This window comes from Anaeromyxobacter sp. SG66 (assembly GCF_022690805.1).
Lineage (GTDB): Bacteria > Myxococcota > Myxococcia > Myxococcales > Anaeromyxobacteraceae > Anaeromyxobacter > Anaeromyxobacter soli.
Genome location: NZ_JALCZC010000055.1, coordinates 1 through 26598, shown reverse-complemented (window position 1 = coordinate 26598; position 26598 = coordinate 1). Strand labels below are relative to the sequence as shown.

The window sequence follows — 26598 nt, the reverse complement described above, 5'->3', positions numbered from 1 at the left end:
CGCCCGCCTCGACCTCCTTCAGGACCTTGATGATCTGCTCGTCGGTGAACTTGCTCTTCCGCATCCGTCCTCCACGATCAGTAGAGGACTCACGCTTCGACCCGTCCAGTTTTCGGGGGGCAGGTCACCATTATTGTCGCTACAGGCCAGACCGGTAGCAGGTGGGTGAGTGACGCCGCCGGTCGCCGGATCGCATGTGTCGGTCGTGCATGAGTTTCCGTCGTCGATATTCTTGACCGGATGCGTGCATTGCCCATTCGTCCACAGATCATCCGTGCACGCATTGCTGTCTGCGTAGCATGCGCACGTACACGAGCCCCACAGATTGGAGTTCCAGATCGGGTCGGCGCCACAGGTCTGGTTAGCGTAGACGCAGCTCGTCAGCGTGCAACTGCGGGTTGCGCCAAGCGTGCACGACGTCCTGCATACACAGTCTTCCCAATAACCGTCGAGACACGTCTGCTGCGCGGAGTCACACCCTGGTATTGCGCAGGACCTCGTGGAACCGTTCGGACAGATTGCGTCGACAAGGTATGCCAACTGTACGGCAATCAGGGATGCAATCATGTCATCCTCGCGCTCGGTGCGCCCCGATGCGGCCGATCCACGATTAGTGGTGACACTCCTTGTACGTGTCGCGTGTTCTGGAGTCAAGCGAGCGCAGGAAGCGATTTCGCCGACGGTGATGTTTATTGCGTGACGCCGGTTCGGACCCGAAGTGCTAGGGCCGGTCGACGACTCAGGAATCGCTTGTCTTGATGCGAGCGGCACCAGACCGACCGCGCCCTGAAGCGCCGGCAAGTGCTGCCGCTGGCGCCGACGGCGAAGGGCGAACCGCCGGCTATTGGCACCGGCCGACCGCGCCGCGAACGACCCCCGCCCGGGAGTAGCGCCCCCCACCCGCCTCCGAAACGACGATGCTCCGGACGGCCGAGCGTCGGCGCCCGGGGTCTGGAAGATGCCTGACGAGCGATCGGTGCACGACGTGTGGGCGGTGGGAGCGGCGTACGAGGCGTACGTCGGCCGCTGGAGCCGGCTCGTCGCGCGCGAGTTCGTCGGCTGGCTCCGCGTACCGCCTCGCCGGCGCTGGCTCGACGTCGGGTGCGGCGCGGGCGCTCTCGTCGAGGCGATCACCGAAGGTGCCGAGCCGAGCGCGGTGCTGGGGATCGATCGCTCGACGGGGTTCGCCGCGCACGCACGCCGGTCCGTGAAGGACGCGAGGGCCGCGTTCGGAGTCGGGGACGCGCCGGCGCTGCCCGTCGCATCCGCCCGGTTCGACGCCGTCGTCTCCGGGCTCGTCCTGAACTTCGTGCCGGACGCGTCGCGCATGGTCGCTGAGATGGCGCGCGCAGGACGGCCGGGGAGCACCATCGCGCTGTACGTGTGGGACTACGCCGCCGGGATGGAGCTCATGCGCCGGTTCTGGGACGCGGCGAAGGAACGGCATCCCGAGGCGGCCCGCCTCGACGAGGGCGATCGCTTTCCCATCTGCGCGCCCGCGCCGCTCCGGGCGCTGCTCGACGCGGCGGGACTCTCGGGCGTCGCCTCGCGCGCCATCGACGTCCCCATGCACTTTCGCGACTTCGACGACGTGTGGTCCCCGTTCCTCGGCGGGCAGGGCCCGGCGCCGGCGTACGTCATGTCGCTCCCGGAGGACGACCGCGCCGCGCTGCGCGAGGGGTTCCGCCGGATGCTGCCGGTCGAGGCGGATGGATCCATCCTTCTCACCGCTCGCGCATGGGCCGTGCGCGGGTCAAAGGCGGGCAGGAGCGCGCGTTGATTCGCGACCATCGGGGCGCCACGAACTGCCCCGCGTCCCGCTGCTTCCTCGTGCGCGAGGCGACCGCCGCGGTGCCGCAGTCGCCCCGCTGCCAGGCGCGCCGCCCGCGGGGTGACGCTCGCGCGGCCGCGGCAGCGCCGCCCCTCGGAGGAGGCGGCGCTGCGCGCGTCCGCTCTCAGCGGATCAGCCGGTCACGCGGCGGCGGCGCCGCAGGAGCGGCAGCGCCAGGCCGAGGAGCGCGGCGGGCGCGGCGGCCGCGCCGCTCGAGCCGCAGCCACCGGAGCTCTTCTTCACCGTGTCCGTCGTCGGGGGCGGAGGAGCGGGCGGCTGCGGCACGGAGGCCGTGAGCGCCGCGGCGCGCTCCGCCGTGTAGCCCATCGCCGCCCAGTGCGGCTCGTACTGCGGCGCGCCGGTCTCGTCGTAGACCTCGATGAGCTGCTTGCCGAAGAAGAACGCCGACTGAGGAGAGTGGCACTCGGCACAGCCGGCCGAGCCCCACGGTCCGGGCTTCAGCGTGGGGCTCAGCGGATCGCGCTTCGGCACCACGTTGTGGTTCACGGCGAAGTCGTGGCTCTCCGCCACCGGGCTCTCGAAGGACTGGGCCTCGCCGCTCGCGTCGAGGAACCAGACGTGCGGCGCCTTCACGAGCACCGCCTTCGCGGTGACGATCGGCGTCGTGCCGTCCACGTCCGTGGCGCTCGCGATCGCCTGGAGGAACGCCTTGATCTCCGCGCGGGTGTTGAGCTCCGGCTTGCCGTCCCCGTCGTCGTCGGCGAGCGCGAGCCCCCCGACGTACGGGTTCGGCGGCGCGCCGGGCGCCGGCGTCGCCACGGTGCCGGTGAGCGCCTTGCGCACGAGCCGCAGCGGGATCGGGCGGATGCGCGCGTCGAGCCCGTCGCCCGACAGCCAGTCGCCGAACCACGCCGTGAGGAGCGGCTTCACGGTGACGAGCTTCTGCGCCGCCATCGACGGCCCCTTCCACGGCCGGAGCGAGGGGTACCAGCGCGTGAGGTACTCCGTGTGTGGCTTCCCGGTGGCCGGGTCGACCTCGGCCGCCGCCGCGACGAGCTCGGGCAGGTCGCGCGACGGGTCCAGCGGATCGCTGCCGAGGAGCTTCTTGCCGCCGCCGAAGGTGGCGCTCGAGAGCACCGGCGTCTGGACGCCGGTCGAGACCATGTCGAGGAACACCTCGGGGATCTCGGTCACGTCCGCCGAGCTCGCGGCATCCTGCAGATAGCGGATGTGGCAGGCCTGGCAGGCGAGCTTCTCCAGGTGGATCGCGGGCAGGTCCCCGTGGGCCACGGTCGGATCCGGCGCGGACATGCCGGCCGGCGCGCGGCCCTCGAGGTGGCAGCCGGCGCAATCGACCATGCCGCCGTCGAGGTCGTCGCGGACGGAGCCGATGACGATGTCGCCCTTGGCGATCTGGTGGTCCGGGCCGGCGGGGTGGCAGTCCACGCAGCCCAGCCCCGCCGCCTTGTGGACGTCGGTGTCGGCGGTCCACGAGCGGCCGGACTTCTTCCGGTCCGGCGTGGCGTGGCAGAGCCGGCAGTTCTCGTCGCGCACCTTGCGCTCGAGGAAGGTGCCGACGTTGTCGAGCGTGAGCGCCGTGGTGCCGTCCGGCTTCACGCCGCCCGCGGCGTAGTCGATCGTCACGGTCTGCGCCTTCGGCTGCGGCGGCGCGGGCGTGACGAACGTGACCTGCGCGAAGCCGAGCCCGGCCGTGCTCGCCGCGGCGAACGCCGCGACCGGCTGGCCGCTCGCGTCGGTCAGCGCGGCGCCGGCGCCGAGGGTGCCGGTGCGGTTCTTCCAGCTGTAGCCGGGCAGATGGCACAGCAGGCAGTCCGCCTCGGCGACGCCCGTCTTGTTCCAGGCCGCGGCGCCCTTCGCGCCGGTGGCCGGGTTCACGAACCCGTAGTCACCGTCGAGCTGCGGATCCGCGGGAGGGCTGGCGGAGCGGCTGTGGCCGAACACGCTCCCGTCCCAGTAGCGCTGACCTTCGCGGTCGTAGGCGAGCGCCGCGCCGCCCGGATGACAGGCGCCGCACTGCATCGCGAAGAAGAAGGAGGTCTTGTCCATCTCGGTCGAGCTGCGATTCGTCTTTCGAGCCAACTGGCTCGAGTCGGCCGACGGGGGTCACCACTTGCCGTACATGCCGTCCGAGAGCTTCCACCAGGCGCCCGTGCCGATCCCGTAGGTCTGGCCCGCGCCGATGTCGCCCGCGAACGTGTCGGAGACCTGGAGGTCGCCGGCGGCGTTCGTGCGGCCTTGCTGGAAGTGGTAGCCCTGCGTGATCGCCCCGAAGTCGTGGCAGCCGCCGCAGCTCTTCTCGGAGCTGTACGGCCGCGCGCTCGTCGCGACCGGCGTGCCGGCCGCGTCCTTGAGCGTGATGGGGAACGGGTGCGCCGCGTACCCGAGCCCGGGGAGCGCGAGCGCCGCCAGCAGGCCGAGCGCGCGGCTCGCCTTGTGAAGCGTGAGTTCCATGATGAGGACTGCTCCTTTCGATTCGCGCCGCGTTCCGGCGCGCCGGCGGGGCGTTCCGCAAGAGACGCGCCATCGAGGCGCGCTCCCGCGGCATACGGCCGCACGGCCAAGTACCGGGCGCGTATCGGGTTTCCGACCGATGCGGCGACCGCGAGCGGTCTGTTAGTCTCGCCCCGTTCACCCGCCGTTTCCGGTGAACGTTCCCGCAACGCCCCCGGATCCGATGACCTCGACGCCGCCCCTCCCGTTCCTCGGCCTCGGCAGCCTGGAGATGCTCCGCGCGCTCGCCGACGCGCTCCCGGACGCGCTGTTCACGACCGACGAGGAGGGCCTCGTCACCTACTGGAACGCCGCCGCCGAGCGGATCACGGGCTACTCGTCCGACGAGGCCGTCGGCCGCCGCTGCTCCATCCTCGCCGGGGACGCCGTGCGGGGCTGCATGTGCGGCGTCGGGCCGCTGCTCTGTGGGATCGAGGCCCGCGGCAAGAGCACGAAGTGCTGCACCATCCGCACGAAGGACGGCCGAGACCGGCTCATCGTGAAGAACGCGGTCGCGCTCCACGACCAGGCGGGCCGGACCGCGGGCGCGCTCGAGAGCTTCACGGACGTGACGGAGCTCGAGGCGGCCGGCCCGGCGCCTCGCGAGGGCGCGTGCGCGGTCCCGCCCCCCGGCGACCGGGCGGGCCGCGCGGACGCGGAGGGCGACGACCGGCACGGGCTCCTCGGCGACCACCCGCTCATGCGCGAGCTGCGCCGCACGATCTCGCTCGTCGCGCGCTCCGAGGCGACGGTGATGATCCTCGGCGAGAGCGGCGTGGGGAAGGAGCGCGTGGCTGAGGCGATCCACCGCCAGAGCCGGCGCGCCGCGGGCCCGCTCGTGAGGGTCGCCTGCTCCGCGCTCAACGAGAGCCTCCTCGAGAGCGAGCTGTTCGGGCACGTGAAGGGCGCCTTCACCGGGGCCGTGCGCGACCGGCGCGGGCGGTTCCAGGAGGCGAGCGGCGGCACGCTCCTGCTCGACGAGATCGGGGACGTGTCCCCCGCCGTCCAGGTGAAGCTCCTGCGCGTCATCGAGCAGCGCGTGGTGGAGCGGGTCGGCGACTCGCAGCCCATCCCCGTGGACGTGCGGCTCGTCTGCGCGACGCACCGCGACCTGAAGCAGCTGGTCGCGGACGGGCGCTTCCGGGCCGATCTGTACTTCCGCCTCGCGGTGTTCCCGCTCCGCGTCCCGGCGCTCCGCGAGCACCCGGAGGACGTGGGCCCGATCGCGGAGCGGTTCCTCGCGCGCCTCGGCGTGCCGCCACCCACGGCCGGTGCGCTGAGGCTCCTCCATGCCTACGCGTGGCCCGGGAACGTGCGGGAGCTCCAGAACGTCCTGGAGTTCGCCGCGCTGCAGGCCGGCGGCCTCGCGATCGCGCCCGAGCACCTGCCGCGCGACGTCTGCGCCGGGTCGTTCCCGGCCCGCACGCCGGCCGCGACCGATCGGGACGTGATCCTGGGGGCGCTCGCGCGCACCGGCGGAAACCGCGCGCGCGCCGCCGACGCGCTGGGCATCTCCCGGGTCACCCTCTGGAAGCGCATGAAGCGGCTCGGCGTCGTGGCGCCGGACCCGGCCGGCCCCGCCGAGCAGGAGCCGGAGCCGGCCTGACCGCGACCGCCCGCCGTCTCCGGGCTCAGCGCGCCGAGCGCCGGTTCTTGTCCACGATCGCCCAGATGAGGATGAGGAAGGCGACGAGCCGGAGCAGGTAGGTGAGGTGCCGGGTCTCGTCGCTCGGGTTCACCACCCCGAGGGCGGCCCAGTTCAGGGCGAGCACGAAGAACGCCGCCGCGAACCCGGCGAACAGCCGATCGCGGCTCTCGCGCCAGAAGCGCAGGAAGAACAGGCCCGCGACGGCGCAGCCAGCGGCGAGGGCGCCCCAGACGAACTGCATCATTCGGACTCCCACACGAGCCCGAACACGAGCAGGGCGATGCCCACCACCGCCGGCACGGTGCGGACGACCCAGAGGTCCGTGCGCGGGGTGAGGACGAGGTCCACGTAGAGCAGCACGTTGTTGAGCGCGAGCCCCACGAAGCAGAGCGCGCTCCAGAGCATGAGCCGCACCCGCGTCGCGGCGTAGCTCCGCACGAGGAGCGCCGCGCAGACCACGCTCGTGAGCGCGCACAGGAGATAGACCGCCTCAGCCATCTCGCTTCTTCGCCCCCGTCACCCGGAACGCCTCCGCGAACGTGCGCAGCGCGGAGCGCCGGATCCGGCTCATCGCGTTCGCGCTCATGAGGTCGATGACCGCCACCCGGCGCTCCTCGTAGGCGCGCGCCAGCCGGTCGACGACGTCGGCGGTGTCCGCGTCCGCGGGCGCGTAGCGGTGGCTCCGCTCGCTCCCTCTCGTCACCGTGAGGAGCCGCCGTCCCGCGAGCTCGTCGAGCGAGCTCGCCGCCGCCGCGAGCGAGATCTGGAGGGCCTCCGCCACCTGGGCCGCGGTCCACGGCGCCGCCTGCTCGCGATGGAGCAGCAGCAGGATCTCGAGCTGCTCGTAGGAGTCCACGCTCGCGAGCATGAAGGCCTGGATGTCGGGGGCGAGCTCGTCGGACAAAACGGCCGGCAGACTACGCACCCATCCCTATGACGTCAAACGATACCGCGTCGGCCGGCCGGGCGTGCGGCGCTCCGGCCGCGCGGCGATTGTCGAACGGCCGCCTCGTCACGTGTGGGGCGGGACCTCGGCGGGGCGGCCTCTCGGGAACTCGCATGAGGCCGTGCTAAGAAGCCGCACCCTCGATGCCCTGGGAGGCCCCCATGGACGTCAGCCGCCGCGCCCGCTTCATCGAGCACAACGGAAAGCGCATCTACCTCATCGACGCCGAGGGGCTCGGCGCGGACGGCGTCGTCGCGCTCGCCGCGCAGGTCGCGCGGGACGTCCGCTCCCAGCCGCTCGGCTCCGTCCTCACCATCACGAACGCGAAGAACGTCGTCGCGGACATGAAGCTCATCGAGGCGCTCCGCTCGCTGACCGAGGGGAACCGGCCGCACGTGAAGGCGGCGGCGGTGACCGGCCTGTCCGGCATGCACCGCATGGTGTTCAACACCTTGAAGGTCCTCGCGAGGCGCGACTTCCACGTCTTCGAGACCGTGGACCAGGCGAAGGAGTTCCTCTCGAAGGTGGAGTGAACGCGAGCGCTCAGGTGCGCGGTCTCGCCGGCTTGCCGGGAGGAGCTGGCTTCGTGGGCGCGGCCTCCTTCGGCGCGGCCGGAGCGGCGGGCGGAGCGGTCTCCGGCGCAGGAACGCCAGGAGGCGTGGCGAGCTCCCCGAACGGCCGGAGCTGCTCCTTCACCTGGGCCGGGTCGCCCACCACCACGAGCGTCATGCGAGCGGGATCGAGCCAGGTCTGGGCCATGCGCCGCACGTCGTCGGGCGTGACGGCGCGGACGTTCCTCACGTAGTCCTCGAGCCACCTCTCGCCGAGGCCGTGCAGCTCCACGAAGCGCAGGCGCGCGATGAGGCCGTCGCGATCGGAGGTCTGCAGCACGAAGGTGCCGGCGAGGTACGCCTGCACCGCGCGCAGCTCCTCCTCCCGCGGCGGCTCGGCGCGGAGCCGCTCCACCTCGCGGAGGACCTCGCCGATCGCGGCGCCGGTGACCGCCGTGGTGACGTCGGCCACCTCCGCCCAGTAGCCGGTGCCGGCGCGCACCGAGACGGCGCTCGCGGGGGAGTAGGTGTAGCCCTTCGCCTCGCGGATGTTGGCGGTGATCCGCGAGGAGAAGTAGCCGCCGAGGAGCGTGTTCGCGACCGCGAGCTTCAGGTAGTCCGGGTGGCGCGGCTCGAGGACCGGCAGCCCGAGGTAGAGCGACGACTGGACCGCGCCCGCGCGGTCGACGAGCTCCACGGCGCGGCGCGAGCTGGGTTGCGGCGGCGCGAGCTCGCGCGGCCCGCCGGGCGGGAGCGAGGCCAGCGCCGCGCGGATGCGCGCCTCGGTCGCGGCGCGGTCGAAGCGCCCGGCCACGTAGAGGTGCGCTCGCCGCGCCCGGTAGCTCGCGGCGTGGAACGCCCGCGCCTCGTCCACGGTGTAGCCGCGGACGATCTCGGGGGTGGGGAGGAGCTTGCCGTAGGGGTGGTCCGGGTACAGCGTCGCGAGGAAGCGCTCCTGGGCGAGCACCTGCGGCTGGGTGCGCGCGATGGCGACGGAGCGCAGCGTGTCCTGCCGCACGCGCTCCACCTCGCGCTGCGGGAAGGCGGGGTTCGCCGCCACGTCGGCGACGAGCGCCACGAGCTCGGGCGCGAACTCCGAGAGCACCGTGCCCGTGACGATCGTCTCGTCCGGCGTCACGTTCGTCTCGATCGCCCCGCCCCAGCGCGCGGCGGCGCCGGCGATCTCGGCGGCGCTGCGGGTGGTCGTGCCCTCGGTGAGGAGGGCCGCGAGGAAGCTCGAGAGCCCGGTCTTGCCGGGCGGATCGTCGCCGGTGCCGGCGCGGAACACGAGCGCGACGGTGGCCTTGGGCAGCACGCCCATCTCGACGAGCGTGACCGCGAGGCCGTTGTCGAGGGTGAAGCCGTGCGTGCGCGGGAGGCGGAAGTCGGGCGGCGGACGCGGCGGCGGGGGCGCCTCGCGCGGAGCGGCCGCGGGCGCGGCGGGAGCCTGGGCGACGGCGAGCGCGAGGGCGGCGGCGAGGAAGGTCATGGCGCTCTCCTCTGCTCCTTCGGATCCTTCTGCTCCTTCGGCTTCACGAGGAACACGGTCCGGTTCGTCGGGCGGAGCCACTCGCGCGCCGTCTGGAGCACGAGCGCCGGCGTCACCGCCTCGAGGTCTTCCTCGATCCGGTTCACGCGGGCGGGGTCGTCGTGGAAGAGCGCCTGCGCGGCGAGGAGGTCCACGAGGCCGAACCCCGCGAACTGCTCCATCTCCGAGTACAGCGTGGAGCGCGCCTTCACCTTGGCACGCGCGAGGGTCTCCGGGTCCACGGGCTTCTCGAGGTACGGCGCGAGCGCCTCGTCGACCGCGCGCAACAGCTCGTCCGCGCTCCGGTCCGTGTCGTGGAAGAGGTAGGCGATCTCGAGCATGGGCCCGTCGTAGTTCCAGGAATTCCCGAGCAGGTTCACGCCGCCCGACACGTCGCCGGTGAGCCCCTTCTCCTGCACGAGCTTCTGGTAGAGCGCCGAGTCGCGCCCCTGGAGGATCATCTGATCGAGGAGCACGAACGCCGCGTGCTCGGGCGTGCTCCGCGGCGGCGCGTGCCAGGCGACCGCGAGCGCCGGCCGCTCGGCGAGCGGATCCAGCTTCTCCGCGCGCCGCTCCCGCTCCTGGCGCGGCTCGGAGAGGTCCGGCCGCGGGGGCTGCGGGACGGGACGGATGTCGGCGAAGTGGCGCTTCACCCAGCCGAGCGCCTCCTTCGGGTCGAAGTCGCCGGCGAGCGCCACGACCGCGTCGTTGGGCGCGTAGTAGGTCTCGAAGAACTTCTGGACGTCCGGGAGCGTGGCCGCCTGGATGTCGGCGAGGTCGCCGTAGAAGTTGTGGGCGTTGTACCAGTTGTCGTTCGCGACCTGCGGCAGGTCGAGCCAGGGGAACCCGCCGTACGGGCGGTTCAGGACGTTCACCTTCACCTCGTTCGAGACCACGCCCTTCTGGTTGTCGAGGTTCTCCTGCGTGACGGCGAGGCCGCGCATGCGGTCCGCCTCCGCCCAGAGGACGGTCTCGAGCACGTTCGAGGGGACGACCTCGTAGTAGTTCGTGAAGTCGAAGCGGGTGGAGCCGTTGAGCGTCCCGCCGTTCGACTGCACGAGCTTGATGAACTCCATCTTCCCGAGGTTCCGCGAGCCCTGGAACATCATGTGCTCGAAGAGGTGGGCGAAGCCGGTGCGGTCCCTGGGCTCCACGCGGAAGCCGATGCCGTAGTAGACGCCCACCGCGACCTTGGGGACGCTGCGGTCCGGCGAGAGCACGACGCGCAGGCCGTTGTCGAGCTTGTGGTACTCGATCGGCACGGCGAGGCGCGCGGCGTGCGGGCGCGCGGTGCCGCGCGACGACGCGCAGCCCAGGGCCGCCGCGAGCGCGAGGACGAGCAGGACGGGCTTCATCGACACCCCCTTCGCGGAGGCGCTCGCCTCCGGAGACCGGACCCATACAGGAGGTCATCGCCCGCGAGAACGGCCCGCTCGGGCGCCAGCCCGGGTGCCGGGCCGGGGTCGCCGGCCGGCTACAGCCCGAGGATGAGCCGCGCGGCGGTGAAGTAGATGACGATCCCGGAGACGTCCACGAGCGTCGCAATGAACGGCGCGGACGCGCTCGCCGGGTCGAAGCCGAGCCGGCGGATGAGAATGGGCAGCATCGAGCCCATGAGCGTGCCCCAGGTCACGACGAGCACGAGCGAGCTCGACACGGTGAGCGCGATGGAGGGGGTGCGCGGCCCGTACGTCCCGAACAGCCCCTGCCAGGCGAAGATGCGCAGGGAGCCGATGAGGGCGAGGATGATGCCCAGGGCGAGCCCCGAGAGCACCTCCCGCCGGGCGACGCGCAGGGCGTCCCGCACCGCCACCTCGCCGAGCGCCATGGCGCGGATCACCAGCGTCGAGGCCTGCGAGCCGGAGTTGCCCCCCGACGAGATGATGAGCGGCACGAACAGCGCGAGGACCACCGCGCGCCCGATCTCGTCCTCGAAGCCGGCCATGGCGGTGGCGGTGAACATCTCGCCGATGAACAGCGCGGAGAGCCAGCCCGCGCGCTTCTTCACCATGGCGAGGAAGCCCGTGGCGAGGTAGGGCGCGTCGAGGGCCTCCATGCCGCCGATCTTCTGGATGTCCTCGGTGGCCTCCTGCTGCACCACGTCGACGACGTCGTCGACGGTGACGATGCCCTGCATGCGGCCCTGCCCGTCCACCACCGGGATGGCGTTCACGTCCTCGTGGGCCATGATGCGCGCGACCGCCTCCTGGTCGAGCGTGTCCGGCACGCTCACCACCTCGCGCTTCATCAGATCGGCGATGCGGCGGTCGGGCGCCGCGGTGAGGAGGTCGCGGAAGGACACGACGCCGACGAGCTTCTGGTCGGGATCGAGGACGTACGCGTAGTAGATGGTCTCCGCCTGCTCGCGCGCCTGGCGGCGCAGGTAGCGGATGGCCTCGTCGGCGGTCATCTCCGGCCGCAGCCGCGCGAAGCGCGGGCTCATGAGGCCGCCGGCGGCGTCCTCCGCGTAGGCGAGGAGCGCGGTCACCTCGCGCCGCGCCACCGGATCGAGCAGCTCGAGGAGGCGGGGGCGCTCCTCCTCCGGCGTGTCCTGGATGACGTCGGCGGCGTCGTCGGGCGCGAGGAGCCGGATCCACAGCCGCCGCTCGGGCGGCGGCAGCGCGAGGAGCAGCGCCGCCTCGTCGGCGGGGGGCAGCTCGAGGAAGAAGTCGTCCGCCTCGGCGCGGACGAGCCGGTGGAACCCCTCGATCCGCTCCTCCCAGGAGAGGGCCGGCCAGGCGTCCCGGAGCTCCTCCGCCGTGAGCGGCACGTCGACCAGCTGATCCGCGTCCATGCCGCTCCCTTCGCGACGCGGAGGCTAGTCTCGCGGTGGCGGGGCGTAAAGCGAAACGCTCCGCGTGGAGCGGCCCTGCGGGCGCCCGCGCCGCGCGGGGGTCCGGGCGGTCAGCGCCCGACGGGGACGGTCGCGTCGAGGGCGAGCGGGAGCGGGATGCCCGCCACCTCCGCGGTCCCGGCGAGGCCCAGCCGGACCGGCGCCCCGCGGGCGAGGTCGGTCGCGGCGCGCCCGGCGCGGAAGACGTTGAGGCGCACGGGGATCGCGATCGTCTGTGCGGCGCCGCCGGCCACCCGGGCGAGGGCCGAGTCCCGCGCGCTCGCGACCTCGGAGCCCGCGAGCGAGAGGGCATAGTCGAGCCGGCCCGCCGGGAGCGGGAAGGCGTTCGGGTTCTTCACCCGGACCTTCACGTCGAGCGCCATCTCGGTGAGGGAGGCCGTGCGCAAGGAGACGCCCTCGAGCGAGAAGCTCGGCAGGCTCGGCAGCGCGAGCCGGTCGGAGTGCGAGACCGGCAGGTCCACCACCCCGATGGGCGTGCGGACGCCCACCTTGCCGGAGAGCCGGTAGGCGATGGCGTCGCGCCGGCTCGTGAGCAGCCCTACGATGCCCGGCACGTCCTGGTAGCGGATGCGGACCGGGATGGTGAGCGGTGCGACGCCGTTCGCCGGGATGGCGAGCCCGCCCGGCATGTCGCCGGTCGCGATGCGGGTCCCCTCCACCTCGACGCCCCAGCCGACGCGGGCGACGTCGAGACCGAAGCCGTTCGGGTTCTCGAGGTCGAACTTCACGCCGAGGGTGGCGCCCTCGAGATCGAGCGCCTCCACGGTCGCCGACCGGAAGGTGAGCTTCGGATCCTTGAACGCGACGCGGGCGAGGTTCGTGAGGCCCGCGCAGCCGGTCCCGAGGGCGGCGACGGCGAGGAGGGCGAGGAGGGCTGGCTTCTTCATGGAGGGATGTTCTAGCAGTGGGCGGAGCCGCGCCGCGAGGTGGGAGGCCGTCGCCTCCGAGATTCGCACGCGCGGCCGATCCGCCGGCGCCAGCCCACGCGCAAGGGACGGACGGTCCGGCCGCGGCCGGCATTCAAGCCGTCCACACGCCGTCCACAGCCGCTCCACAGCGCTCTCCCCCGGGATTTCCGACGTTTTCCACCGGCCATCCACGGTGATCCCGTCGGAGGTCGCTGGTAGGCTCTCGCCCGTTCCATGGCCGAGCTCGATCCCGTTCGACGCGCCTCCGAGGCGCTCGTCGCCCCGCTGCGCAGCGCCCGCGACCTGCCCCACAGCCTCGACGCCGAGCAGGCGGTGCTGGGCGCGATCCTGGTCGAGGAGACCGCCTTCGATCAGGTGGCCGCCCTCATCAAGTCGGGCGACTTCTACCTGCTCCAGCACCAGCACGTGTACGCGGTGTGCGAGGAGCTCGCACGCGAGTCGAAGACGCTCGACCCGATCCTCGTCCAGCAGCGGCTCGACGCGAAGGGCCTGCTCGGCAGCGCCGTCCCGCGCGAGCTGCCGCTCTCGCTCGCCCGCGCCATCGGCACGACCGCCAACGTGCAGCACTACGCGCGCGCGGTTCAGGAGCTCGCCCGGCTGCGCCAGATGATGCTCACCGCCCAGCGGGTGGTGGAGCGCGGCTACGAGGCGGGGCCGAACGTCCAGCAGTTCCTCGACTCCGCCCAGCAGGACGTGTTCGGCGCGGCGGCGGGCACCGGCACCGACACGCTGAAGAAGATCGCCGAGCCGGTGATGCGGGCGATCGAGAACCTCGAGGCGGTCCAGAAGCGCGTCCAGGCCGGCCTCTCCCCCATCACCGGCGTCCCCACCGGCATCCAGTCGCTCGACAAGAACACCCTCGGCTTCCAGCCCGGCACGCTCATCGTCCTCGCCGCCCGCCCGTCGGTCGGCAAGACCGCCTTCGCCCTCAACATCGCGACCCACGCGGCCATCAAGGCGGCGAAGAAGGTGGCGTTCTTCTCGCTCGAGATGCCCTCCGACCAGCTCGCGCTGCGCATGCTCGCCTCGGAGGCGCGGCTCGACTGGCGGCGGCTCTCCGCGGGCCAGCTCTCCGCCTACGACTGGCAGAAGATCGCGACGCACGCGGACAAGATCGGCGCCGCGTCCATCTGGCTCGACGACAACTTCGTCCTCACCCCGGTCGAGCTCCGCTCGAAGTGCCGCAAGCTGAAGCGCGAGAACGGCGGCCTCGACCTCGTGATGATCGACTACCTCCAGCTCATGCACGCCCCGTCCGACCGGGCCACCCAGTCGCGCGAGCAGGAGATCGCCACCATCAGCCGCTCGCTCAAGTCGCTCGCGAAGGAGCTCGAGTGCCCCATCGTGGCGCTCTCGCAGCTGAACCGCAGCGTGGAGAAGCGCAAGGGCGAGCCGCCCATGCTCTCCGACCTGCGCGAGTCGGGCGCGATCGAGCAGGACGCCGACATCGTCATGTTCCTGCACCGCAACGACGAGGACAACAAGGACGTCCAGGCCGGCACGGCGAGCGGCGACACGCTCGAGGTGCAGCTCGTCGTGGCGAAGCAGCGCCAGGGCCCCACCGGGACGATCCCGCTCGTCTTCTTCAAGACGACGACCTACTTCGCCGAGATGGAGAAGCGGCGCGACGGACCGTGAAGTCGCGGTCCCTTCACCGCCGCCCGGTGCGGAGCGCCGCGCCGACGCCGACGAAGACGCCGGGCAGCATCGCCCGCCAGGCGTCCCGCAGCGGCACCCGGCCGGCGGCGTCCGACGAGAACGAGTCCGCGAGGAGCGGCAGGCCGAGGTGGACCTCGGCGGCGACGCCCCGCGCGGTGGTGTGGCGGTACCCCACGAGCGGGCCCGCGCCGCACATGAGGTGCGGGCCGATGCGCCGGAAGTCGAGGACGCCGCCCACGAACAGGCCGCGATCGAAGTCCCCGAGCGCATACCAGCGGCCCTGGCCGCTGAACCCGAGCGCCCACTCCTCCGGGTAGCCCTTCACCGCCACGCTGCCGCCGCCGATCACCACCGCGGACGAGAGGCGGCCCTCCGGCCGTCGCTCGATGCTCGCCTCGAGCCGCCAGCCGCGATCGCCGTCGAAGGGGTTCCCCGCCGGGCCGGCGACGTTGAACAGGAGGACGAGGTTGCGATCGGGGGGAGGCCGCGTCGGGCGGACGGGCTCCCGGCGCTCGATGAAGGGCACCTGCTCCGGCAGCTGCTCCGGCACCTGCTGGCCGCGCGCCGGGAGCGGCGCCGTGGCGACGAGGGCCACGGCGAGGAGCGTCGCGGTGAAGGCGCGGGCGCAGCGCGAGCGAATCCCCGTCATGACCTCCCCCTGGTTCCGCATCATTCTAGCGCGCCGCGCGGTCGAGATAGCGCTCCACCGCGCGCTTACCTCCGCGCACCGCCTCCTCGAGCGGCGCGCCGCGCGCGAGGAGCGCAGCGATCGTCGAGGCGAGCCGGCAGCCCGTGCCGCGCGCGGTCCCCGGCCGGCGCCGGCCCACGAGCCGCGTCACTCTGCCGCGCATGACGAGCAGGTCGAGCGGCGCCCCCTCGCGGTGCCCGCCCTTCACGAGCACCGCGCGCGCCGGGAGGGCGCGGGCGGCGCGCACGGCCGCCTCGTCCGTCGAGACGTCGAGGCCCGTGATCTCCGCGAGCTCGGGCAGGTTCGGCGTGACGAGCCTCGCGCGCGAGAGGAGCGGCGCGAGCGCGTCGCCGAGCGGGCGGCCTTCGGTGAGGAAGAGCGGCGCGCCGGAGGAGGCGACGAGGACCGGGTCCACGACGAGCGGCACCCTTTCGAGCGGGCGCTCGCCGAGCCGGACGGCGAGAGTGCGGGCGATCGTCGCCGTGGCGAGCATGCCGGTCTTCACCGCCCGCGGCCGCTCGGCGCCGAGCACGAGCGCGTCGAGCTGGGCGAGCAGGATCCCCGGGCTCGCGGGCTCGAAGCCGCGCGCGCCGCCCGGCCCCTGGGCGGTGAGGGCGGTCGCGACCGCCCAGCCCTCCGCGCCGGCGGCGCGGATCGCCTCGAGGTCGGCGAGGAGGCCGGCGCCGCCGGAGGGATCGAGGCCGGCGACGACGAGCACGCGCGGAGGCGAGCCTCGCGCGGGCCCAGGCGCCCTCGCCCGGACCCTTGCGGCGCGCGCGCTCACCGGCGGCGATCCCGCGCCGCGGCGACGAGCCCGCGGTACAGCGCCGCGTGGCGCGGCTCGTGGCGGAGAACGGCCTCCGGGTGCCACTGCACGCCGAGCGCGAACGGCAGGTCCGGCAGCTCGATGGCCTCGGCGATCCCGTCCGCCGAGCGCGCGGACACGAGCACGCCGGCGCCCGGCTCGCGGACCGCCTGGTGGTGCGTCGAGTTCACGGAGAGCGCACCCGGGCCCACGAGGCCCGCGAGGTGCGTGCCCGGCTGGATGGCCACCTCGTGCGAGGGGACGTCCTTCGGCGCGGGCTGCTCGTGTCCGTGGATGCCGGCGTCGCCGGGGAGATCCTGGTAGAGCGTCCCGCCCCGCACCACGTTGAGGAGCTGCATGCCGCCGCACACGCCGAGCACCGGCATGCGCGCGGCGAGCGCCGCCTCGAGCAGATCCTTCTCGAACGCGGTGCGCTCGGGCTTCGTGGCGCCGCACGCGTCGCGGCGCGCCTCGCCGTAGAGCTCCGGCGGCACGTCGAAGAACCCGCCCGTCACGACGAGCCCGTCGAGGAGCGCCAGGTAGGCCGCCGCGGCGTCCTTGGCGTGCGGGAGCAGGATGGGGAGCCCGCCCGCGGCGAGCACCGCCTCGATGTAGGCGCGGCCGAGGAAGTAGCGCCCCTCCCGCTCGTCCGCGTCGAGGGTGAGGCCGATGCGCGGTCGCGACCTCATGGCGTCGTCTCCCGGAGCCGGTGGCCGGCGGCGAAGCCCTGCGCGAGCCGGGCGGCGTTCGCGCTCGGGTCGCCCGCGCCGAAGATCGCCTCGATGACGGCGGCGCAGGCCGCGCCGGCGCGGGCCACCTCGCCGACGTTCGCGAGGGTGATCCCGCCGATCGCGACGACCGGCGCGCCCAGCGCGGAGGCGACCTCGCGGAGCAGGGCCGTCCCGCGCGGCGGGACGGCGAGCGCCTTGGAGCGCGAGGCGAAGATCGGGCCGAAGCCGACGTGGTCCGCCCCCTCGGCGATGGCGGCCCGCGCCTCCTCGAGCGTGCGGGTGGTGCGGCCCACGAGGAGCTCCGGCCCGACGAGCCGGCGCGCCTCGGCGAGGGGCAGATCGTCGTCGCCGAGGTGCACGCCGTCCGCGCCGGCGAGGAGCGCGAGGTCCGCCCGGTCGTTCACGATGACGAGGGCGCGTCCCCGCGCGAGGGCGACGATCTCCCGCGCCGCGGCGAGCACCGCGCCGGCGGGCGCGTCCTTGATGCGGACCTGCACGACGCCGGCGCCGCCGGCGATCGCGGCTCGCGCCTGCCCGATCGCGTCCCCGCCCCCCACGATGGCGTAGAGCCCCGCGAGCCGCGCGCGCCGCGCGGCGCCCGCCGAGGCATCGGAAGTGGGCATGACGACAGCGCTAACACGCGCTTGACTGCCCCGCAAGGCGCCGCATATTTTGCCCGCCTCCCGCGTTCCAGGTGGACCCATGGCCGATCAGCCCGAGAACAAGCTCGTCGACAAGCGTGTCGCGAGTCGCTACGTCCGCAAGGGCGTCCTCGACGAGAAGGATTACGAGAAGCACGTGAAGTCCCTGCCGGACCTCGCGGACCAGGCGATGCCGATCGAGGCATCGATGGACTCCGACGACTTCGACGATCTCGACGACGTCGACGACGAGCCCGAGTCGCCCGCCCCCGGCGGCGAGACTCCTCCCGCCTAGAGCCGTGCGCGCGCGCCGCGCGATCCTCGCCTCGCTCGCGCTCGGGGCGGTCCTCATCGCCCCGGGCGCCTCCGCCCGACCGAACGCCCTCCCCCGCCCCGACGAGCGGCCGTCGCCGAACCGGCGCACGCCGGTCGTCCTCGCGGTGGAGAAGGTGCGCGGCGCGGTGGTGAACGTCTCCGCCGAGGAGCTCGTCCGCATCCGCGTGCCGTCGCGGGGGAGCTCCATGGCGGAGCTCCTCTTCGGCGACCTCTTCGAGCACCCGCGCTACCGCAAGGGGTACGCGGTCACCTCGCTCGGCTCGGGCGTCATCGTCTCGCCCGACGGCTACGTCCTCACGAACAACCACGTCGTCGAGCGCGGCGCCCGCTTCCGGGTGGGCCTGCTCGACGGGCGCGAGATCATCGCGAAGGTGGTCGGGACGGATCCGTCGAGCGACCTCGCCGTGCTGAAGCTCGAGACGAAGGAGAAGCTGCCCTTCGTCACCACGGGCCGCTCGGACGAGCTCCTCATCGGCGAGACCCTCATCGCCATCGGCAACCCGTTCGGCCTGTCGCACACCGTCACGACCGGCGTCGTCTCCGCCGTGCACCGGAACTTCAAGGCGGGCGAGCGGACGCTCTTCGACTTCATCCAGACCGACGCGTCGATCAACCCGGGGAACTCCGGCGGCGCGCTCCTCGACATCGAGGGGCGGCTCGTCGGCATCAACACCGCCATCCTCGGCGATCGGAACGCCGGCATCGGCTTCGCCATCCCCATCGATCGCGCCCGCCGCATCGCCGAGGACCTCATCGAGCACGGCGAGGTGCGCGAGGGTTACCTCGGGGTCGCGGTGGACGACCTGCCCGCGAAGGACGGCGCGGCCGAGGGCACGACGGGGGGCGTGGTGGTCACCGCGGTGGATCCCGGCTCGCCGGGCGCGGCGGCGGGCATCCGGAAGGGCGACGTGGTGGAGTCGGTGCAGGGGTTCGCGCCGCAGAGCGCCGAGGAGTTCCGCTTCCGCGTGCGCGATCTGCCCATCGGCGGCGCCGCGAAGCTCGAGCTGCTCCGCCGCGGCCAGCGGGTGGCGGTGTCGGTGACCTCGGTCGAGCTCTCGGCGCAGGCCGCCGCCGAGCTCGCCGCGCGCGCGACCGGGCTCACGCTCGGGGAGCAGCGCGTTCAGGGGGGCTCGGTGCTGGTGGTGAAGAGCGTCGCCCCGCGCTCGGCCGCCGCGCAGGTGGGCATCCGGCAGGGCGACCTCGTGCGGGAGGTGAACTCGACCGAGGTCTCGACCCTCGCGGCCTTCCGCCGCGCCGCCGCGCGGGCGCGCCGGAGCGGCCAGCTCGTGCTGCTCGTCCAGCGCGGCTACGCGGCCGAGCGGATCGCCTTCGACTTCCAGTAGACTCCGGAGCGCCTGGGCCGCGACCCTCGCGCGCGCCCCTCGGGAGGTTCGCCATGGACGAGAAGGACGCCGGCGGGATCGACTTCTACACGTTCGTGCTCTCGCTCGCCTCGAGCGCGTTCATCCACCTCGGCGACGCGCCGCACCCCGACACCGGCCTCCCGGGCAAGCCCGACCTCTCCCTCGCCCACCAGTCCATCGACATCCTCGCCATGCTCCGCGAGAAGACGAAGGGCAACCTCACGCCGGAGGAGGAGCAGTTCATGGAGCACCTCCTCACCGACCTGCGGCTGCGCTACGTGGCGAAGCAGGGGGGCAAGGCGGAGTAGCGCGCCGCCTCTCCGGCCGAAACAGGATCTCGCGAGCGGCTACGGCTGCCGCTCTGCCGCCGACGTGGCGCCAGGGAGCGCGCGTCGCCGCTCTACACCCCCGCCTGGAGCATGGCCTCGGCGAGCAGGCGGATGAGCTCGCGGCGGACCACGCGGCGGGTGCGGGAGAGGGCGTTCGGATCGCGGCGCGCGTGCGGGCCGGCCTTGCGGCGCGCCGCCTGTACCACCCAGGCGATGCGGCGGGCGTCGAGCTTCGGCGCGCGCGACGAGGCGAGGAGGAAGAAGCCGAGGCCGCGCTCCTCGAGGACCTGCTGGAGGACGTGGCGGGCGCGGGAGACGAGCGTGAGGTCGACGACGTTCGGCACGCGGCGATCTCTAGGATCGATCGCCGAGGGGATCCAATTTTCGCGCGCCGTGCCCTAAAACTGGATCTTGCCGGCGAGCCTGGATCGCAGAAAACGCTGGCGCTCAGCGATATCGCGCGCGTACGGCAGGCTCGCGATGGGTTCACAGCCCGTCACGCGCGCGATCTCCCCGGCATTGTACGGGACGGACGGATCGTCGAGGTCGCACGCGCGGTTGAGGACGATGCCCGCGAGGACGAGCCCGCGCGCGCGGAGCGCCTCGACGGTGAGGGCGGTGTGGTTCACGGTGCCGAGCCCCGCGCGCGCGACCACGAGCACCGGCAGGCCGAGCGCGACGGCGAGGTCGGCGTAGGTCTCCCGCTCCGTGAGCGGCACGAGGAGCCCGCCCGCGCCCTCGACGAGCAGGGCGTCGTGCCGCGCGGCGAGCGCGCGGGCACGCTCCACGATCGCCTCGAGCGAGACCGCCCTGCCCTCGAGGCGCGCGGCCACGGCGGGCGCGAGCGGCGCGGCGAAGGAGTACGGGCAAAGGGCCTCGAGCGGCTCGACGCCGCCGCTGGCCGCGTGCAGCCGGTCCGCGTCGCTCGGCTCGCCGGGCGTGACCCCCGACTGGGCCGGCTTCATCGCCACCATGTCCACGCCCGCGGCCCGCGCTGCCGCGACGAGCGCGCAGCTCACCTCGGTCTTGCCGACGCCGGTGTCGGTCCCGGTGACGAAGAGCCCGCGCACGGTCAGATCCTCGCCGTCACCTTCTCGATGCTCGCGAGCGCGATGGCGGCGAGCTGCTCGAGCTCCCGCTCGGTCATGGCGAGCGGCGGCATGAGCACGACCACGTTGCCGAGCGGCCGCAGGATGGCGCCGAGCCGGCGCGCCTCCAGCATCACCTCGTGGCCGGAGCGGAGCGCGTAGGCGTACTCCTCGCGGGTCGCGCGGTCCCGCACGAGCTCGAGGCCGACCATGAGCCCGCGCTGGCGGACCTCGCCCACGTGCGCCATGCGCGCGGCCGGCTCGAGCGCGCGCGCGAGGGCCGCGATCTTCGCGGGCAGCCCCTCGATGACGCGCTCCTCGCGCAGCAGCCGCAGCGAGGCGGTCGCGGCCGCGCAGGCGAGCGGGTTCCCCGCGTAGGTGTGGCCGTGGAAGAAGGTCCGCTTCTCCTCATAAGGCCCGAGGAAGGACTCGAACACCCGCTCCGTGGTGACGGTCGCGGCGAGGGGCAGGTAGCCGCCCGTGATCCCCTTCGCCATGGTGAGGATGTCGGGGACGACGCCGTCCTGCTCGACGGCGAAGGTGGTGCCGGTCCGCCCGAAGCCGGTCGCCACCTCGTCGCACACGAGGAGCGCCCCGTGCCGGTCGCAGATCTCCCGCATGCGCCGCACGTAGCCGGGCGGCTGCGCGATCATGCCGTCCGCGCCCTGCATCACCGGCTCCATGACGAGCGCCGCGATCCTCCCCGGCCGCTCGGCGAACACCTGCTCCACCGCGTCGGCGCAGGCCATGCCGCAGGACGCAGGCTCCTTCCCGAGCGGGCAGCGGTAGCAGTACGGCTGCGGCGCGTGGTGCACGTCGAAGAGGAGCGGCTTGAAGATGCGGTGGAAGAGGTCGATGCCGCCCACCGACACCGAGCCGATGGTGTCGCCGTGGTACCCGCCGCGGAGCGCCACGAACTCGGTGCGCGCCGCGTCGCCGCGGAGCTGATGGTGCTGGAAGGCCATCTTGAGCGCGATCTCCACCGCGGTGGCGCCGGCGTCGGAGAAGAACACGCGGGTGAGGCCGCGCGGCAGGTGGCGCACGAGCTCCTCGGCGCACTCGATCGAGGCGGTCGAGGCGAGGCCGAGGAGCGTCGAGTGGGCGACGCGGTCGAGCTGGGCGCGGATGGCGTCGTCGATCGCCTTCACCCGGTGCCCGTGGACGTTGCACCAGAGCGAGGAGACGCCGTCGAGGTAGCGGTTGCCGAGCGTGTCGACGAGGTGGACGCCGTCGGCCGAGTCGACGACGAGCGGCTCCTCGGCGAGCCAGTCCTGCATCTGCGTGAACGGGTGCCAGAGGTGGCGGTGGTCGGCCTCGCAGAGGCGGCGGTGGCGCGCGGCGCGCGCGTCGGGAGAGCCCGTCGGGTGGTCTTCCATGGGGGCGCGAGGCTATCGCGCGGCCGCGGGCGAAGGGAAGGTGTCGAGCCCGCCGGCCCGGAGCGCGCGGCGCTGGCCCTTGCGCGGCGGCCTACCGCTCGGTCGCCGCCGTCCGGCGGGCCTGGACGCGCGGGTGGACCACTGCGCGCTCGACGTCCGGCCACATCGCCTCGGCCCACACCTCGTAGCCGGCGGACGACGGGTGAAAGCCGTCCTTGCCGAAGAGCTCGCTCCGGCGGTCGCGGAGCGCCCTGCGGCTCTTGCCGTAGACGTCCGCGAGCACGAAGCCGTGCCGCTCGGCCACGCGGGCGATGACGGCGTTGTAGGCCTCGATGCGGCGGCCGAGCGAGGGCGGCGCGCCGTAGCCGGCGGGCGAGAAGGTGAGGTCGGGGAGCGTCTGCAGCACCACCGTGGCCTTCGTGCGCCGCACGAGATCCGCGACGATCTCGAGGTCGCGGGCGAACTCGGCGAGCGGGCGCCCCTGCATGAGGTCGTTGATGCCCGTGCCGATGGTGACGAGCGCCGGACGCGCCGCCATCACCTTCGGGAGCTGATCTCGCCGGAGGTCGGCGGTGTTCGCGCCGCTCACCCCGAGGACCGTGAGCTTCACCGGGACACCGCTCGAGTCGAGGCGGCGCGCGAGCCGCTGCGGGTAGCCTCCGCCGCTCGCGGCGCCCACGCCGACGGCGGTCGAGTCGCCCAGCGCGAGGTAGACGAGCGGCGCGCCGCGGGCGGGCAGCGCGAAGGCGCGGCCTGCGGCGAGGGCGAGCGCCAGGGGCACGAAGAGCGCGGCGGCGCGGGCGCAACGGAGGTGCGGGATCACCCCGACAAGCTAGGCACGGCGGCCGCGGCCGCGGGCTCCATCGCCGGGGCCGCGCCTCTTCGGGGTCCCGCGCGCCGGCCGCATCCCCGGCCCGAGCCGCTCGCCGGGCCGGAGCCGCCCGAGCTTGCGGAGCGCCTTCTCGATGAGCGGACGGTTCGCCGGATCGCCCCAGCGGAGCAGCGCCTTCTGCATGCGCTTCTCGTCCATGTCGCGCGTGACGTGCACCGGCTCGCCCGTCATCGGGTGGTAGCCCGAGAAGTACATGTCCGAGGCGAGGGTCATGGGGGTCGGCATGAAGTCCTGCACCTGCTGCGGCTTCCAGCGGTTGTCCTGCAGGTAGTCCATGAGCTCCGCCGCCTGCTCGAGCGAGGACCCCGGGTGCGAGGAGATGAAGTACGGGACGAGGTACTGCTCCTTGCCGGCCTCGCGCGAGTAGCGCTCGAAGTCCTTGCGCAGCTTCTCGAACGACGACACGCCCGGCTTCTTCATGAGCTTCAGCACCGGCTCGCAGACGTGCTCGGGGGCCACCTTGAGCTGGCCGGAGACGTGGTGCTGCACGAGGGTCTTGAGGTAGCGGGCGCCGTTCTTCGTGTCCGCCTGGGCGAGGTCGTAGCGGACGCCCGAGCCGACGAAGAGGTGCTTCACGCCCTTCACCTTGCGGGCCTTCTCGTAGAGGTCCACGAGCGGGCCGTGGTCCACCGCGAAGAACTTGCAGACGGTGGGGTAGACGCAGGAGGCGCGCCGGCACACCGCGTGCGCCTCGGCGTCCGTGCAGCGCATCCCCCACATGTTGGCGGTCGCGCCGCCCACGTCGGTGATGGTGCCCTTGAAGCTCTCCTTCGAAGCGAGCGTGGCGAGCTCGCGCAGCACGCTCGCCTCGGAGCGGCTCGCGATGTCGCGCCCCTGGTGCTCGGTGATGCAGCAGAACGCGCAGCCCGCCGCGCAGCCGCGCAGGATCTGGATCGACCAGCGGATCTGCTCGAGCGCTGGGATGTGGGCCCCGCCGTAGGACGGGTGGGCCTCGCGCACGTAGGGCAGCTCGGCGATGCGGTCGAGCTCCTCGGTCGAGGGCGCCGCCATCGGCTCGTTCACCACCACGAAGCGGGTCCGCGCCCCGTGGCCGTGCCGCTGCACGAGGACGCGGGCGTTCTCGCCGTTGTGCTCGAGGTGGTAGAGGCGGCTGAACTCCGCGAAGCGCTTCTTGTCGAGGGCGATCTCCTCGTAGGCGGGGAGCTCGAGCGTCGCGCGCGCCCGCCCGTCCAGGAGGGCGAGCGCGAGGTCCGGCACCGCGAGCGCCGTGCCCGGCACGTCCACGAGGCCGCAGATGTCCTCGCCCGAGGCGAGCCGGCGCGCGATCTCCAGCACCGGCTTCTCGCCCTGCCCGTACACGAGCAGGTCCGCGCCGGAGGGCACGAGCACGGAGGGCAGCACGCGATCGTCCCAGTAGTCGTAGTGGGCGATGCGCCGGAGCGACGCCTCGATGCCGCCGAGCACGATGGGCGTCGTCGCGCCGAACGCCTCGCGGCACAGGCGAGCGTAGACGGCGGTCGCGCGGTCGGGGCGCCTGCCCGCGGCGGCGTGCGGCGTGTACGCGTCGTCGGAGCGGCGGCGCTTGTGCGCCGTGTAGTGGTTCACCATCGAGTCCATCGCGCCCGAGGTGATCCCGACGAAGAGCCGCGGCCGGCCCATGCGCAGGACGTCGGCGGTGCTCCGCCAGTCCGGCTGCGCCACGATCCCGACCTTGTAGCCCTGCGCCTCGAGCACGCGCCCGATCACCGCCGCGCCGAAGCTCGGGTGGTCGACGTAGGCGTCGCCCGTCACGAGCAGGACGTCGAGCCCGCTCCAGCCGCGGGCGCGCACCTCCCCGGGGGTGGTCGGCAGGAATGCCTCGGGGCCGGCCGCGGGCGGCTTCGCGCGGCCGTTCTGGACCACCGGCAGGGGGCTCATGAGCGCGCCATACATGGCCGCCGGAGTTGGGGAAATCAAGGAGGCGTCGCCTTTTGTGGGCTCCGGCCGGCGAGGTATCATCCGCCGTCTCGCTCGGCCCCTCCCCGCCGGCTTTCCCCCCCGGAAGACCCGATGCCCGATCCCCGCAGCGTGATGCAGGAGTACCGGACCCTCGAGGCCAAGCGGCTCGCGAAGGGACTCTCGCCCGACGAGGAGCGCCGGCACGCCCAGCTCCGCGACCTCGTGGGAGGCGAGCCCGGCGGCGGGGCGCCGCGCGGCGGGTTCGACGTGAACGCGGCGGCGGCGCGGCTGCGCGAGTCGCTCCTGCCGGCGGGGCTGCGGAACCGCCCGCCCCCGCCACCCGAGCTCTCCCCGGAGCCGGAGCCCGAGCCGTTCTTCCCCGCGCCCGCCCCCGCCGCCCCGGCCGAGGTCGCCTTCGACGCCCCTCCGCCGGAGGGCGCCCTTGCGCCGCTCCTCGAGGACGGCGCGACCGCTGAGGACCTGGCGGACCTGTTCGATCCCGCCGTCCTCGGCTGGGAGGGCGATCCTGGCGCGGCGCCGCAGGGCGCGGGCGCATGGGATCCGAACGCCGCCCCCGTCGATGCCGCCGGGCAGCCCTGGGATCCGAGCGCCCTCCCCGTCGATGCCGCCGGGCAGCCCTGGGACCCGAACGCCCTCCCAGTCGATGCCGCCGGCCAGCCCTGGGACCCGAACGCCCTCCCGGTCGATGCCGCCGGCCAGCCCTGGGACCCGAACGCGGCCGCCTGGGATCCTGCGGCGGCGGGCGGGGCAGCGGGATGGGAGCCGGGCGCGTACGCCGCTCCGGCCGCGGCCGGACCGTGGGACGCGGGCGCCTATCCGGCCGAGCCCGAGCTCTCCGCGCTCGGCGAGGCGGACGGGACCTTCGACCCGGCCGCGCTCGCGGGCGAGGACGCAGCTCCGGCGGAGCTCCTCGGCGCGGGCAGCGAGGCGGCGTGGGATCCGGCGCTCGCGCCGGAGGCGCCCGAGCCGACGCAGGCGCTCGACCTCGCCGCGGCCGCGCCCGAGGGCGACGCCGCGAGCGAGCTGCCCGCCCTCGAGCTCGAGCCGCTCGACGAGTCGGCCTTCGAGGTCGCGCCCGCGCCCGACGACGCGCTCGCCGGCTTCGACCCCACCGCGCTCGACGCCGCCGCGATGCCGGAGCCGACCCAGCTCCTCGGCCTCGCCTCGGAGCCCGAGCCCACCCTCACCATGCCGCTCCGGCTGGACGCCGGCGAGCTCCCGCCCGCGGGCTGGGATCCGGCGCCCGCGGCCGAGCAGGCACCGGAGGGCGCCGCGTTCGGCGCCTACGACGAGCTCGCGAGCGGCGCTCCCGCCTTCGGCGACGGCACCGACACGCTCGCCGCGGAGGGCGATGGAGTCGATCCGGCGCTCGGGCTCGATCCGTCCGCCCCGCCGCCGGTGTTCGCGCCCGCCGCGGGCGAGCTCGGCGGCGAGTACGACGACTCGGCCGCCTTCGACGTGGCCGCCGCGCTCGGCTCCCCGGACGGCGGCGGCTTCGAGGCGGACCGGCCGCTCGCGGCCGGCGGCGTCGGCGACTGGCACGCCGACCGCGCGCTCGAGGAGGGCTTCGCGCTCGCCTCGGGCGGCTCGTTCGACGCAGCCGACCCCGCCGGCGCCTGGGCGACCGCGGAGGCGCCCGCGCCGTGGGAGACCGCGCCCCCCGAGGGCGCCGGCCCCGGCGCGCCCGCTGCGCTCGGCGACCCTGACGCGAGCCTCGGGCTCGACACGGATGGCGTGACGGAGAGTCACCCGCTCCCCGCGGCGGCCGCGGCGGACGACCTCGGGCTGCCGGAGATCGTGGAGGAGCTCCCGACCGTGGACGGGGCGGAGATCCTCGAGGAGATCCCCGCCGACGAGGCGGACACGCCGCCGCCCTCGCTCGACTTCGGCGCGCTGCCGCCCGCCGCCGCGCCGCGCGCGCCCACCCTGGCGCCTGCCGCGCCGGTCCTGGCGCGCAGCGTGGCCCCTGCGGCGCCGCCGGCTCCGCCTGCCCCGGCGAGACCAGCGCCA

General features: G+C 73.8%; 25 protein-coding genes and 1 pseudogene. 8 read left to right on the top strand and 18 right to left on the bottom strand.

Annotated features, from left to right (window positions below):
* Positions 1-958: 958 nt before the first annotated feature.
* A complete protein-coding gene (locus tag MNZ39_RS15130) occupies positions 959-1780 on the top strand; it encodes a class I SAM-dependent methyltransferase (protein ID WP_242339913.1) in 822 nt (273 codons plus the stop codon).
* A 183-nt stretch (positions 1781-1963) separates the two neighbouring features.
* Here the strand turns inward: MNZ39_RS15130 and MNZ39_RS15125 are convergent, their stop codons facing one another.
* Both MNZ39_RS15125 and MNZ39_RS15120 read right to left on the bottom strand, forming a co-directional pair.
* Entirely contained in the window at positions 1964-3859 is a 1896-nt protein-coding gene (locus tag MNZ39_RS15125) for a multiheme c-type cytochrome (protein WP_242339912.1), read from the bottom strand.
* Positions 3860-3916: 57 nt separating this feature from the next.
* Positions 3917-4264, bottom strand: a complete 348-nt coding sequence (locus MNZ39_RS15120; protein ID WP_242339911.1) for a hypothetical protein — start codon at positions 4262-4264, stop codon at positions 3917-3919.
* 223 nt (positions 4265-4487) lie between these two features.
* Here MNZ39_RS15120 and MNZ39_RS15115 point away from each other — a divergent pair, with 223 nt between their 5' ends.
* Positions 4488-5909 carry a sigma-54-dependent Fis family transcriptional regulator gene (locus MNZ39_RS15115; RefSeq protein ID WP_242339910.1) on the top strand — a complete coding sequence of 474 codons (1422 nt, stop codon included), beginning with the start codon at positions 4488-4490 and terminating at the stop codon, positions 5907-5909.
* A 25-nt stretch (positions 5910-5934) separates the two neighbouring features.
* Here MNZ39_RS15115 and MNZ39_RS15110 read toward each other — a convergent pair whose 3' ends face one another.
* The 3 genes from MNZ39_RS15110 to MNZ39_RS15100 are packed head-to-tail and all read right to left on the bottom strand — an operon-like array spanning position 5935 to position 6876.
* Complete coding sequence (locus tag MNZ39_RS15110) at positions 5935-6192, bottom strand: DUF5985 family protein (RefSeq protein WP_308197194.1); 258 nt, start codon at positions 6190-6192, stop codon at positions 5935-5937.
* A complete protein-coding gene (locus MNZ39_RS15105; RefSeq protein WP_242339908.1) occupies positions 6192-6449 on the bottom strand; it encodes a DUF5985 family protein in 258 nt (85 codons plus the stop codon). The genes MNZ39_RS15110 and MNZ39_RS15105 overlap by 1 nt, the downstream gene beginning before the upstream one ends.
* On the bottom strand, positions 6442-6876 hold the full coding sequence (locus MNZ39_RS15100; RefSeq protein ID WP_242339907.1) for a hypothetical protein: 435 nt from the start codon (positions 6874-6876) through the stop codon (positions 6442-6444). The genes MNZ39_RS15105 and MNZ39_RS15100 overlap by 8 nt, the downstream gene beginning before the upstream one ends.
* Before the next feature lie 182 nt (positions 6877-7058).
* Between MNZ39_RS15100 and MNZ39_RS15095 the strand changes: the two genes are divergently transcribed.
* Positions 7059-7430 carry a hypothetical protein gene (locus MNZ39_RS15095; RefSeq protein ID WP_242339906.1) on the top strand — a complete coding sequence of 124 codons (372 nt, stop codon included), beginning with the start codon at positions 7059-7061 and terminating at the stop codon, positions 7428-7430.
* Positions 7431-7440: 10 nt separating this feature from the next.
* Here the strand turns inward: MNZ39_RS15095 and MNZ39_RS15090 are convergent, their stop codons facing one another.
* The 4 genes from MNZ39_RS15090 to MNZ39_RS15075 all read right to left on the bottom strand — a co-directional run bounded on the left by MNZ39_RS15090 (position 7441) and on the right by MNZ39_RS15075 (position 12717).
* Positions 7441-8937 (bottom strand): pitrilysin family protein, encoded by a 1497-nt coding sequence (locus MNZ39_RS15090; RefSeq protein ID WP_242339905.1) that lies wholly within the window; start codon positions 8935-8937, stop codon positions 7441-7443.
* On the bottom strand, positions 8934-10331 hold the full coding sequence (locus MNZ39_RS15085) for a pitrilysin family protein (protein WP_242339904.1): 1398 nt from the start codon (positions 10329-10331) through the stop codon (positions 8934-8936). Before MNZ39_RS15085 ends, MNZ39_RS15090 begins: the two co-directional genes overlap by 4 nt.
* Positions 10332-10450: 119 nt before the next feature.
* On the bottom strand, positions 10451-11770 hold the full coding sequence (gene mgtE, locus MNZ39_RS15080) for a magnesium transporter (RefSeq protein ID WP_242339903.1): 1320 nt from the start codon (positions 11768-11770) through the stop codon (positions 10451-10453).
* Between the two features lie 110 nt (positions 11771-11880).
* Positions 11881-12717 carry an LEA type 2 family protein gene (locus tag MNZ39_RS15075; RefSeq protein ID WP_242339902.1) on the bottom strand — a complete coding sequence of 279 codons (837 nt, stop codon included), beginning with the start codon at positions 12715-12717 and terminating at the stop codon, positions 11881-11883.
* Between the two features lie 255 nt (positions 12718-12972).
* Between MNZ39_RS15075 and dnaB the strand changes: the two genes are divergently transcribed.
* Positions 12973-14397 carry a replicative DNA helicase gene (gene dnaB / locus MNZ39_RS15070; RefSeq protein WP_242339901.1) on the top strand — a complete coding sequence of 475 codons (1425 nt, stop codon included), beginning with the start codon at positions 12973-12975 and terminating at the stop codon, positions 14395-14397.
* Between the two features lie 13 nt (positions 14398-14410).
* On the opposite strand, the gene MNZ39_RS15065 is transcribed toward dnaB, so the two are convergent.
* The 4 genes from MNZ39_RS15065 to thiE all read right to left on the bottom strand — a co-directional run bounded on the left by MNZ39_RS15065 (position 14411) and on the right by thiE (position 17265).
* Complete coding sequence (locus MNZ39_RS15065) at positions 14411-15067, bottom strand: hypothetical protein (RefSeq protein ID WP_242339900.1); 657 nt, start codon at positions 15065-15067, stop codon at positions 14411-14413.
* 25 nt (positions 15068-15092) lie between these two features.
* Entirely contained in the window at positions 15093-15824 is a 732-nt protein-coding gene (locus tag MNZ39_RS15060) for a hydroxymethylpyrimidine/phosphomethylpyrimidine kinase (protein WP_242339899.1), read from the bottom strand.
* 62 nt (positions 15825-15886) lie between these two features.
* A complete protein-coding gene (locus tag MNZ39_RS15055; protein ID WP_242339898.1) occupies positions 15887-16600 on the bottom strand; it encodes a gamma-glutamyl-gamma-aminobutyrate hydrolase family protein in 714 nt (237 codons plus the stop codon).
* Positions 16597-17265, bottom strand: a complete 669-nt coding sequence (gene thiE / locus MNZ39_RS15050; protein ID WP_242339897.1) for a thiamine phosphate synthase — start codon at positions 17263-17265, stop codon at positions 16597-16599. Before thiE ends, MNZ39_RS15055 begins: the two co-directional genes overlap by 4 nt.
* A gap of 79 nt (positions 17266-17344) precedes the next feature.
* Here thiE and MNZ39_RS15045 point away from each other — a divergent pair, with 79 nt between their 5' ends.
* The 3 genes from MNZ39_RS15045 to MNZ39_RS15035 are packed head-to-tail and all read left to right on the top strand — an operon-like array spanning position 17345 to position 19291.
* Positions 17345-17578 (top strand): hypothetical protein, encoded by a 234-nt coding sequence (locus MNZ39_RS15045; RefSeq protein WP_242339896.1) that lies wholly within the window; start codon positions 17345-17347, stop codon positions 17576-17578.
* 4 nt (positions 17579-17582) lie between these two features.
* Positions 17583-18962 (top strand): trypsin-like peptidase domain-containing protein, encoded by a 1380-nt coding sequence (locus MNZ39_RS15040; RefSeq protein ID WP_242339895.1) that lies wholly within the window; start codon positions 17583-17585, stop codon positions 18960-18962.
* A gap of 53 nt (positions 18963-19015) precedes the next feature.
* A complete protein-coding gene (locus tag MNZ39_RS15035) occupies positions 19016-19291 on the top strand; it encodes a DUF1844 domain-containing protein (RefSeq protein ID WP_242339894.1) in 276 nt (91 codons plus the stop codon).
* A gap of 92 nt (positions 19292-19383) precedes the next feature.
* Here MNZ39_RS15035 and MNZ39_RS15030 read toward each other — a convergent pair whose 3' ends face one another.
* From MNZ39_RS15030 to MNZ39_RS15010, 5 genes are all read right to left on the bottom strand, one after another.
* Complete coding sequence (locus tag MNZ39_RS15030; protein WP_242339893.1) at positions 19384-19656, bottom strand: hypothetical protein; 273 nt, start codon at positions 19654-19656, stop codon at positions 19384-19386.
* 54 nt (positions 19657-19710) lie between these two features.
* Positions 19711-20382: a dethiobiotin synthase gene (gene bioD / locus MNZ39_RS15025; protein WP_242339892.1), complete on the bottom strand. Its 672-nt coding sequence runs from the start codon at positions 20380-20382 to the stop codon at positions 19711-19713.
* Between the two features lie 2 nt (positions 20383-20384).
* Positions 20385-21776, bottom strand: coding sequence for an adenosylmethionine--8-amino-7-oxononanoate transaminase (bioA, locus tag MNZ39_RS15020; RefSeq protein ID WP_242339891.1), 1392 nt, complete (start codon positions 21774-21776; stop codon positions 20385-20387).
* A gap of 91 nt (positions 21777-21867) precedes the next feature.
* Positions 21868-22599: an SGNH/GDSL hydrolase family protein gene (locus MNZ39_RS15015; RefSeq protein WP_242339890.1), complete on the bottom strand. Its 732-nt coding sequence runs from the start codon at positions 22597-22599 to the stop codon at positions 21868-21870.
* 9 nt (positions 22600-22608) lie between these two features.
* Complete coding sequence (locus MNZ39_RS15010; protein ID WP_242339889.1) at positions 22609-24546, bottom strand: YgiQ family radical SAM protein; 1938 nt, start codon at positions 24544-24546, stop codon at positions 22609-22611.
* Between the two features lie 132 nt (positions 24547-24678).
* Between MNZ39_RS15010 and MNZ39_RS15005 the strand changes: the two are divergent.
* A pseudogene (locus MNZ39_RS15005) lies at positions 24679-26598 on the top strand (hypothetical protein); the annotation flags it as partial.